This window comes from Okeania sp. SIO1H4 (genome assembly GCF_010672695.1).
Classification (GTDB): domain Bacteria; phylum Cyanobacteriota; class Cyanobacteriia; order Cyanobacteriales; family Microcoleaceae; genus Okeania; species Okeania hirsuta.
Window position 1 is genome coordinate 1 of record NZ_JAAHGB010000044.1, and the last position, 10718, is coordinate 10718.

The 10718-nt window shown below is 34.6% G+C and carries 7 protein-coding genes and 1 pseudogene; 5 read left to right on the plus strand and 3 right to left on the minus strand.

Annotation, left to right across the window (positions count from 1 at the left end):
- Positions 1-302: 302 nt before the first annotated feature.
- Positions 303-968 (plus strand): Uma2 family endonuclease, encoded by a 666-nt coding sequence (locus F6K06_RS22905; protein ID WP_287243014.1) that lies wholly within the window; start codon positions 303-305, stop codon positions 966-968.
- Between the two features lie 988 nt (positions 969-1956).
- Here the strand turns inward: F6K06_RS22905 and F6K06_RS22910 are convergent.
- Both F6K06_RS22910 and F6K06_RS22915 read right to left on the minus strand, forming a co-directional pair.
- Entirely contained in the window at positions 1957-3828 is a 1872-nt protein-coding gene (locus F6K06_RS22910; RefSeq protein WP_287243017.1) for a diguanylate cyclase domain-containing protein, read from the minus strand.
- Positions 3829-5346: 1518 nt separating this feature from the next.
- The gene (locus tag F6K06_RS22915) at positions 5347-6108 is read right to left on the minus strand and encodes a Crp/Fnr family transcriptional regulator (RefSeq protein WP_192901275.1); all 762 of its coding nucleotides are present in this window, start codon (positions 6106-6108) and stop codon (positions 5347-5349) included.
- Positions 6109-6152: 44 nt separating this feature from the next.
- On the opposite strand from F6K06_RS22915, the gene F6K06_RS22920 reads away from it, so the two are divergent.
- The 4 genes and pseudogenes from F6K06_RS22920 to F6K06_RS34185 form a co-directional block, all read left to right on the plus strand.
- Complete coding sequence (locus tag F6K06_RS22920) at positions 6153-7280, plus strand: DALR anticodon-binding domain-containing protein (RefSeq protein WP_287243018.1); 1128 nt, start codon at positions 6153-6155, stop codon at positions 7278-7280.
- A gap of 293 nt (positions 7281-7573) precedes the next feature.
- Complete coding sequence (locus F6K06_RS22925; RefSeq protein WP_124144818.1) at positions 7574-7996, plus strand: thiol-disulfide oxidoreductase DCC family protein; 423 nt, start codon at positions 7574-7576, stop codon at positions 7994-7996.
- Between the two features lie 625 nt (positions 7997-8621).
- Positions 8622-9077 (plus strand): Swt1 family HEPN domain-containing protein, encoded by a 456-nt coding sequence (locus tag F6K06_RS22930; protein WP_124144819.1) that lies wholly within the window; start codon positions 8622-8624, stop codon positions 9075-9077.
- A gap of 578 nt (positions 9078-9655) precedes the next feature.
- Positions 9656-9898, plus strand: a pseudogene (locus F6K06_RS34185) (NYN domain-containing protein); the annotation flags it as partial.
- Between the two features lie 419 nt (positions 9899-10317).
- Here the strand turns inward: F6K06_RS34185 and F6K06_RS22935 are convergent.
- On the minus strand, positions 10318-10449 hold the full coding sequence (locus tag F6K06_RS22935; RefSeq protein ID WP_287243019.1) for a hypothetical protein: 132 nt from the start codon (positions 10447-10449) through the stop codon (positions 10318-10320).
- Positions 10450-10718: the final 269 nt, after the last annotated feature.

Consider the following 10718-nt stretch of genomic DNA (forward strand, 5'->3'; position numbering starts at 1 on the left):
TTAGTAGAAACATTAAAAGGTAGCCCTCCCCCCTGGCTCAGAAAAGCTTTACAAAAAACTTCCGAATCTGACTTAGAAGCTGTACTTGAAGAGGTGTAAAATTATGGGGAGATGGGGAGATGGGGAGATGGGGAGATGGGGAGATGGGGAGATGGGGAGTGTGGGGAGATGGGGAGATCGAGACACCTAGAAACAAAAATCTATATGCACAGTCTTAGGAGTGCCACTCCAGTAGTGGCGTGACACAGCTAAAATGGTGCATTAGGGAGTAGGGGAGTAGGTATATCTCAGGAGGTAACATTATGCTAGAAACTAACATCAAAACTCTACCACTAGAAAATAGCGATCGCCTAACTCGTCCAGAATTTGAGCGACGTTATGCCAGAATGTCTGATGTCAAAAAAGCTGAATTAATAGAAGGAATTGTATATATGAGTTCTCCGGTACGCATTACCCACGGAACACCTCACGCATTCATTATGACTTGGCTTGGTAATTATTGGGTAGCGACACCAGGAGTTACTCTAGCAGACAATACTACAGTACGCCTTGATGCTGATAACGAAGTACAACCGGATGCTTTATTACGCCTCGAAACTGGAGGCAATTCAATTATTAGTGCAGATGGCTATGTTGAAGGTGCATCAGAATTTATTGCTGAAGTTGCTAGCAGTAGTGCTTCTTATGACTTAGGAGAAAAATTGAAAGTTTATCGATGCAACCAAGTACAAGAATATTTAGTCTGGCAAGTTTACGAACAAAAAATTGATTGGTTTCGGTGGCGAGAGGGAGAATATATTAATTTGTCAATAGATGAACAGGGTATTATTAAAAGCGAAATTTTTCCTGGTTTATGGTTATCGGTATCTAATTTAATTTCAGGTAATTTAGTAGAAGTAAACTCAGAGTTACAAAAAGGTTTAAAAACATCCGAACATCAGAAATTTTTAGCACAGTTAAATAAGTAATATCATGTTCCCCCTCCGGGGGAGCTACGCTAACGGTTGAAGACTTATTCTTGTTTGACAAGCACTTAATACTACTAATTATGCTAGTAAGTTTAAGTTTAAAATTTTGAATATATTAGCTCTATTTCCACTAAAAAAATGGTTAAGTGATCGCCATTTAATATTAAGGGATGAAATTAATTTGTAAGCATTCAGCTATTAGCAGTTAGCTCTTAGCTTTTTAATGAATGAACCAAGTATCGCAATGAGCGCTCAGGTATTTACAATGTCCAGCTCAAAGTGCAGTAAGCGAAAAGGTGTACAAAAAATAATGTGTAACCCACATTCCGCACCACAAAATGTAGTATCGAATCAGGAGTCAGGAGTCAGGAGTCAGGAGACAGGAGACAGGAGACAGAATTTTAGCAGAAAATCATAGCTGCCGTGATTGAGTAATCATGTATAGCAAGTATTTATGCGTAAATTTTTTACTCGGAATTTGATCAACGAAAAAAGTAATTGAGATGATTTGCATAGTATAAATACCTACCAAGCTACGGATTTATATACTACTTTTAATGCTACAAATTGACGTGCGGAATGTGGGGTGTAAATATGCTAGCACACAATATCTTCACACATCAAACCTTGTAGGGACGTTCCATGGAACGTCCTTACTGTGGTCTACCCAAATGGAATCCGCTGTAAGTCCCAGAGTTTGTTGCATATTTCTATGCTAAGTGAATGTTTTTTATAAAAAGCAGAAATTTGCCTATAAATCTCAAATATAGAGATTTTAAGCTAGATTCAATCAAGGTTACTGAGAAACCAGATTTATACAGTTGTATGACTAAATGAATTTATTGCTTTTGCTCCTAAAAATTTTTTATACATGATACCAAATCCGGTTATGAAAAGCTAATTTGTCCAAATCCTTCTAATCTTTCTGCCTTCTAATCTTTCTGCCTTCTGCCTTACCTTCACAATAAATCTCTCTTCTAAACCGGATTTAGTATGAATCATCAATATAAACTTGATTTCTACCAGTATTTTTAGCATTGTATAGCGCCATATCTGCTGCTTCTAGTAATATTTGAGGATTAGAGTCAGTAGAGCAGTGACTATTTGCCACTCCTAAACTACTTGTCACCCACTTACTGACTGTCGAAGCTGTATGGGGAATTTTTAAAGCCTCAATTTGTGTTATAATCTTTTCTGCAACCTTCAGCGCTCCTTCTATGGGAGTATTTGGCAGTACAACCACAAACTCTTCACCCCCATATCGAGCTACAAAATCTCCTGGTCGTTTCACTGCAGCACTAATAGTTTGAGCTACCTGTTGCAAACATTTGTCTCCCTGCTGATGACCGTAAGTATCGTTGTAGGGTTTAAAATAATCTATATCCACCATAATTATTGACATAGAAGCATGATCCCGTGTTAATCTTTTCCATTCTTGGTCTAGTTTTTCTTCAAAGTGGCGACGGTTACAAATTCCTGTCAAACCATCAACATAAGCTATTTCTTTTAATTCTTGATTTAGTTTTTCTAAACGATGATAAAGTTGAGCTTGTTGAATAGCGATCGCTATCTGAGTTGCCAAGCGTCTCAATAGATCGGTGTCTGATATTCGCCATTGTCGTTTATGAGTACATTGATGAGCTACTATTAATCCCCATGCAGTAGTTTCCGAACCTTGTTTTTCCCCTTCTTGATTAATTAAAATTGGCAATACCATATTTGCTTTGACTTGAAACTGTTTGAGTAGATCGGCATGGCATTTGTTTATATCTGGGCTTTCAATATCTTCTATTATACTAATATAACCTTGTTTATAGCGTTCTATAATATCTGTATTTGGGAAACATGGATCGTCAATAATTTCACCTAAAATTGGACTGCTATCTGCTGCTACAGATTCTTTTTCTACGATACCTTTTCCATCTTCCAAAAAACGATAAATTAAGACGCGGTCACACTCCAAAAAAAACCGTACTGACTCTACTGTAGTCTCTAATATTTCATCCAAATTTAAAGATTGATGAATCCGGTCTAGAATGAGTCCTAATAAATGCTCTTTTTGTCTAAGTTCCTGCACAGCTAACTCTGCTTTTTTACGATCTGTAATATCTAGCACTGTGCCGAATATGCCTATAGGTTCTGAGTTACTATCAACAATTAAAGCAGCCTGAGTATAAATATACCTTAATGTACCATCTGGTCGAATGATTTGATATTCACATTCACAACTTTCTGCCTTTTCTAAGATCAAAATCACATTTTTATCCCATATTTTTTGACTTTCGAGAGTAAACATTTCAACCCATTCTAGATAAGTTGGTTCTCCTCTGCTAGGGTTAAGACCAAAAATGCGAAATGCTTCATCTGAGCAAGTTATTTTTTGTGTCTTTAAGTCATATTCCCAGTTCCCTAAATGAGCAATTTTTTGTGCTTCTTGTAGCTTTGCTTTGCTTTCTTTTAAAGCGTTTAAATTTTGATTATTCTCATGTGTATAGCGAATTATTCGATTTAATGTATATTCGTTAATTTCTGATTTATTCAAGTAATCTGCTACTCCTTTATTCATTAAATCCATCTCTAATTCTTGATTTTCTATATCTGTGAGTAATACGATTGGCATTTGGCAACCTAGATTAATTGCTGTTTGAAGTATTTCTAACCCTTTTGTTTCTTTGAATTTATAGTCAAGCAAACAAATATCATGTTGATTTTTTTTCATTACTGTTAATCCTGCTTCGTAAGTATTTTCCCAGTCTAGTAATATTTTTGGTGATTCTACCTGTGACAGTAAGTCATAGATCAGAATAAAATCGTCTGTATTGTTTTCTATTAAAAGGACTTTAATTAAATCTTTATTCATCTAATAAATTAGTTTTTACAAACAATTTTTTTTTTTAATATGAGTATCTAAAAGTTAATAAAAAATCATATCTTATCTTGCCTAAAGTACTGGAAAAAGTCGCAGTTTGAGTTTTAGTGATACCATCAAGGCCAATTAATTAGGTTTTTGTGGGAACAAATCATATTTGCTTGAGGTCTTTAATCATCATTGTTTTACTTTTAACTGCGAACTTGATACTTTATATTATCTGCTTTTTTTCTAGTTATTGTGGTGACTTATGAATGAAGTTACTGGTGATTTTTTGATATTGATAAAGTGAGTCATTGAACTTTGATTGGGTGAGTTAGTCAACTAAGATCGAGTGAAGTAGATGAGTAAACTTTTGTGATCAGCATCATATTCTTCTATATCTTGACTAGACTTTTAGTTTTTTATTTTTTGATTCTTGATATTAAATTATGGGAACTTTCTCTGTGTCAAGTAAAATATTCGGTTATCTTTGATATGAAATATGATGTAGTGAATAATTAGTTATCGTATAACTCAGGAGTCAGCAGAAAGGAAGGATGAGAGTGGGAATTATCTGGGGATATTCCGGCATTTTATGTGTGCATTGAATGGAAGTAGAGAGTGCGATAATTGTATAACCGGATTTTATATGACAACCTTTTGTTCGTAAAGTTTTATGTGATAATTTAGCAATAAATTGTTGCTTTTGAGTTTTATATAGCAGAGGGAAGAAGGAAGAACCGAAGTTGGAAAAATCTTGCTTTGTCTGAGTTTTAAGCTTTTGATATATCAAATACAGTAATAACGACTGCTATATGTATAGCAGTAAGTTTTTTGGTGGTTGACAATAAATTGTGGTTGTAAGAGAGTTGGGAGTTGGGAGTAGAGAAATTTCCTAACCTATTTATGTAGTGCTATAGCAGAGAAAAGGCAACAGCAGTTCGACTCCGCGGAGTACGACAAACGTACCTTCCATAGCATTAATTATTCTATTCTTGCGAGGACAATTAAGAGGAGTTTTTATGATGCTTAATTAAAAGGACTTAATATTTATAATTTTGGTTTGTAGAAGTACCAAAAGTAAAATTCCATCTGCTTGAACGCGATCAATATATTGATTAGAGCTAATAATTATACTGCGATAATGTGCTTAACTTTGGTGTAGTAAAGTCTTTACCCATAATGTTCAACTATTTACTTTACTTTTGCAGCTCTTAATATTTACTATCTCTATATCCACACTGTGAATACATAAATTTGGCTAAAGGCGAGCATCAAAATACTGAATTGCCGGAAGATAACGGAAGATAATAAATAAAATAAAAATTCCTTCGTTTAACATAAATTAGCATCAGAAGGATAGAGTAGTAAGCAATGACAATCAAATCATTTGATATGATAAATATAGATAAAATTATCTATTTAACGCATAATATTTTAATATGCAAAATAACAATTTATGGTTGGATATGTATTAATATCCAAGTTTGATAATCGCCCAGAACTAACTACCCAAAAATTATTTAACTATTGTGACTGTTCAGACTGTGTTGGTAAGCAAATCAGATGATCATTCTGGATAAATATTAAGCCTTGCTGACGTAATTTACCCATTAGACGAGTCACAGTTACGCGGGTTGAACCAATAGCACTGCCAATTTGAGCATGGGTCAAAGGCCAAGGCAAATAATAACCACTTATTGCTTCTGGTTTGTCTTGGGCGATCCATGGTTCTCCATATTCTTCAATTAATAGCGTCAGAAATCCGAATAATCTGTCAATGGTGCGACGTTGGCCTAGGGTACTTAGCCACAGAAGCTTCCGTTGATGTTGGTATCTAAAGGCATCTAGGACTTCTCTGCGAAAGTAAGGCCAATTATCTAGGTCATGCCAATACATCCAAAGCACAGTTGTTTGATCTGCATGAGCATAAGCTTGAAGTGTAAATGGTGACTGAGCTATTAGTTCAAATGGTTGACCAGCACCGACAAATCCGAGGAAAGCTTCGTCTGAAATATTACTTATTTTTGACTTGCTAGACTTATTGTGACTGGCACTAATGTGGGCATTACCTACTAAACGAATTGACCCTTTTTGTACTAGATACAGCAAACCTGGACGGGCAGGAATACGTTCATCTTTGCTAAAAGCTCTGCTACGGTAGTGTTCTTCTGCCCAATCTATGATTAGTTGCCAAGTCAGAAATGGTCTGCTGGTAGGTGCAGAGGTGCTGGTAGGTTGTATATTCAGTGACATTTCTGGTAGTTCTGGATGTGATGATAGTTGCATTGGTACTCTCTTGTAGTAATAGTTGGCCTTGAGTTCAAATCATTTTGGTAAAAGGAATAGAAGCAGATTTTTATCTGTCTACTTATACCAGTTTGATCCTTAGTTTAAGTGTAGCAAAAAACACATCTAATTCGGAAGATTCAAGATCAAATTTATTTGAGGTAGTAATAATATTGACAAAAGCATCATTTAAGTGTAATTTGATACAAATTTTACAAAAAGCTATAAATTTATACCAGGAGCAATTGGAATTATCTTGCAGGTATGAAAATACATTAGAAGTTTGGCAAAAGAAGGAAGAAATTCCAATTAATCAAACTATAAATAATGGAGCAATTGTATACAAGTCAGCGATCGCTCTGAAGTTAGCTTCGGTTTGTCAACAACCAGCTATATATATTGCTACTGAGTTAGTTAAATATTGTAGGGAAATAGTAAATACTGAGACTAATAAAGATACAGAATTTTTTGATATTGAGGTAATTTCATCTGGGATAATTTACTTTTATTTAACTGATTTGAGTATCGCTAATTGGTTAGATTATCTAACTTCTTTTCCCCTAAATTTTGAGCAACAAGAATTACAGGTTGGTGTTGACTTTAACGAAGTCAGAAGTTGTTTTTGTAACGGGGATGTGAGCAAGTATCCAAAAACATTTCGCCAATCAAGGCGGGGTTTTAGACCCAATTACTTTGATAAATCTTTAGAAACTACAAATTTGTTTCCAATTCAGTATAGTCATGCTCGTTGTTGTTCGTTATTGCGGATGGGTATACGCGATCGCTTAATTAATGTTACTCTTACAGGCCCGGATGGTAGCGGTCAATTTTGGCAGTTGCAAAGTTCTCAACCTATATCCTGGCAACAACCTAATGGGCAATTACAATTTTTACATGATACTGAATACCACTTAATTGCTCAATTTGCTTCTACTCTAGATCGTATTTATTGTGTTTCTAGCAGCAAAAAACCTATAAATTGGCAAAAAGTAGCTGATGCTATGAGTGTAGCTTTTCAAGATTTTTACAGTCATTGTCGTATTTGGGGTGAGGTGAAGGTGAAAAAACCGCAGTTAGCGCAAGCTAGATTAGGTTTGGTTTTGGTGAGTCAGTCTATACTTAGATTTTTATTAGAAGAAAGGTTAGGTGGGGAAGCACCTGTAGAGCTTTAATTTAGTCAGGACTTATATCATGTCCGGTTGAACAGTTATAAATAAATAACGACGGAGTCCTCAGGAGTCAGGAGTCAGGAGTCAGGAGGGAAGAAAGAAGAAGGAAGAAGAACAGGAGCAGAAGGAGAAGGTTTTTTGATCACTAATTATCCGGACATGATATTACGCATAACCGCCATATCTAGTAGGGGCGAATGGCATTCGCCCCCTGCTGATAGCGTATTGTCTAAGAATTTGCGTAAGTCCTGTTGATGTTACAATGTTTGATTGTATTTAAAATAAAACTAAGACGTATGAGTTATATCGTAATTTATGATGGCAACTGCAATTTATGTGTAACGTTGGTGCAGGTATTGGAAAGTATAGATAAAGGTGAGCTATTTGAGTATATTCCTATGCAAGATTTAGAAAAACTCAATCAATTTGGTATTACTGCTAAAGATTGTGAAATGGGTATGATTTTGATTGATGGTAATGCACCGGAACGTCGATGGCAAGGTAGTGATGCAGCGGAAGAAATAGGGCGACTTTTGCCTGTGGGGGATGTGTTTGTGGCAGCATATCGAGGTTTACCAGGAGCAAAATGGATGGGCGATCGCTTTTATGAGCAGATTCGAGATAATCGTTACACAATATTTGGTAAGCGTTCTACTACTTATAATTCACCCTATCCGTTTGGTTGTAAAGCTTCTTTCTCTGAGCATAAAATGAAGTGAGTTTGCTAGACGGAGTTCCTGAGTTAAAACATAAAAGTAGAACGGGAAGTTTTTCATGCTATGAAGGTTAGTCCAAAAAATAAATCTGACAACTATTGACAAAAATTTTATTTCTTTGCTATACTCTTTTTCAAGATAGCATACAATATTAGTATCTATTGTCTGTTGTTGGCTGCTGTCTCATCGGTGGTAGATATATATACTGATTCGTATATCTTGATTTGTAATTAATCTTTAGTATAGATAGCTGTTTGTAAGTAGGTAGTTTAGGGGACTAAATGCTTACAAGCATCTAGGTTTACTAAAGATTAGCGACAAATCGAGATACACGAGTCAGTATACATATCTACCATTGATGAGACATTAGCTGAAGCTAATACCACTTAATATAGTGTTTATTTAGTTGAAGTAATACTCATTTTATGAAATTCCCTGTAGAAAAATATCCCAATGTTATATGTGAGTCAAAAGTGACATTAGTTGTCACTATTAACTCCTATTTTTTGGGAAGTTTCTATCAAGATAGGGGAGTTTTTTTGAGTAACTCACTATTTCACTATTAGTGATAGATATCTGATGTTCCGATGCTGTTGTTCGCAAACAACCCAAAGGAAATATCAGTAAAATGATTACAAAAAAGCAGCCTTCCATAGATGATTATGGTGATTTAATCTATAAATCTTTAAAGCTTTTAGCTCAAGCTTTATATCCATATATTGAAGAAAGAATGCGAGAATACTACTCGGATAATTGGTTGAAAGAAGCAAAAAATATCTTAAAAAATCAGCAAGGATTAAACAAACGCAACTTAGATGAAGCTTTGCGTAAAGATGTATCTCTGCACCTAAAGCTAATCTATAAACTGTGGGATAATATCTTTCAATATGATTTAAGTCAAGAAACAGAAAAGAGTAAATCAAAAGTAAAAAAACTTCTAGATATTCGTAATAATTTTGCCCATTTTTTGCCATTTCCCAAGAAAAAAGCAGATATAGCACTTGACAGTATTATTCAACTACTTAAAACCATCAATGCAGCAGAAGTAGAAAATGTAGAAAAAATGAAAAATAGGAAGTATTAGAACTCCTGTCATAAGCAGACAAGAGCGTGTCAAAAAAATACTATTAGACATCTCCGTAAATTAAAAAAAATCAATTATTATCCATAAATTGTCAATTATTTATCTCTGTTTCCTGTTCCCTGTTCCCTCTTTTATGGAGATTTCTATTTGTTGAGATTCACTTACTATCATGCTATTTTTTTAAATGTAAGTGTAAGTTGTAGCCTTATCTACCGTAATTTAATTATTTCGGTACAACATAATAAGATTTCAGCTTACACCTAAAATTAGTTTAGTTCGATTATTAGTCTAATTACATTGGGATTATCAAAATGTTTGTATTAATTTCAATTCTTATCTTGTGCGATATTTTCAAACTTTTGCCAATTTACCGAATAATTAAGATTTAAAGCCTCTCTTTTAAAGGAGAAAAAAGCGGTCGTTAGCGCAGCTTCCCGTAGGGTGGGATGGCGAGGAGACCTCGCCATATCCAATCGACCAAGAGAAGAAAAAAAATTCCTTAAGAGTAAATCCTCTTCTTTTCAAGAAGAGGGAATTATTAATTATTAATTATTAATTGTTGAAATGGTAGCTTATCTAGCCAAAGAGTATATAGTTATTGGCGAGAGGAAAATCAAAGTAATGAACAACATTTATACGAACTAGGTTTTGACTGTATTGACATTCCTACAACAGAAAAACAGAGTGTCGATCGAAAATTAATAGCTGACTGTGAAAGAGAACTTAATTCTATTCCATCTACTGACATCTTAATTTTAATTACTGGAGATGGAGACTATAAAAATATTGTTCGTCAATGCTGCAGAAAACGCACTATCTAAGTTGAGACAAAGAAGATTAATATAGATAGAGTAGTTTTCAAGTCTTGGAGGTACAAATTTTTATGCTTTTAGAGAATAGGGAACACCAGATATGGAAATAGGGAATAAAATTTATAGATTAATTTTTAACTGTCGCTAATTATCCTAAAATTTGCTTGCTGTAAATACAGTATATTCGGCAATTAATCTGGTACAACTGATACAGCAAATATTTTTTTCCTATTCGCTCTTCCCTACTCCCTAAAATCATCAACATAAGTATTTCTAGAGAGTAGTAAACTGCTATAAGTAGGTAGGTTTAATTAGGGCTTGCTGATTAAATCTAAAAGCATTGACATATAAAGAATTTAGTCTTTTTGGAGTCGAAAAAAGTGCCTGGTTTTCAGTTCTTCATGCTCAAAAAGGAGCGTATTTTAGGCTCATAGTTGGGCAGAAAAATCATTCTTACAATTGTTACTCCTACCTCCTCGCTCCCGACCCTTTTCTCCTGTCTCCTGTCTCCTGTCTCCTGTCTCCTGTCTCCTACCCCTACTAAAAGACTTTTTCAGCAAACCCTAATTATCCATAAAATCGTGATGGAAATTCAAAACTTAGAAAATTTCTGGAAAACTTCTTGCTGGCTTAATTTTCAGATTCTTCGTTTCAAAATTTATTTATGCCCACCTAACTTATCAAGAAATTAAAATTTGTAATATGACAAAGAAACTACCTGAATTTAAAAATCCTGAACTTTTAAAACAAGCTCTCACCCACCGCTCTTTTTTAAACGAAAATTCTGGAGAAGAAGATAACGAAAGTCTCGAATTTCTGGGGGATGCTG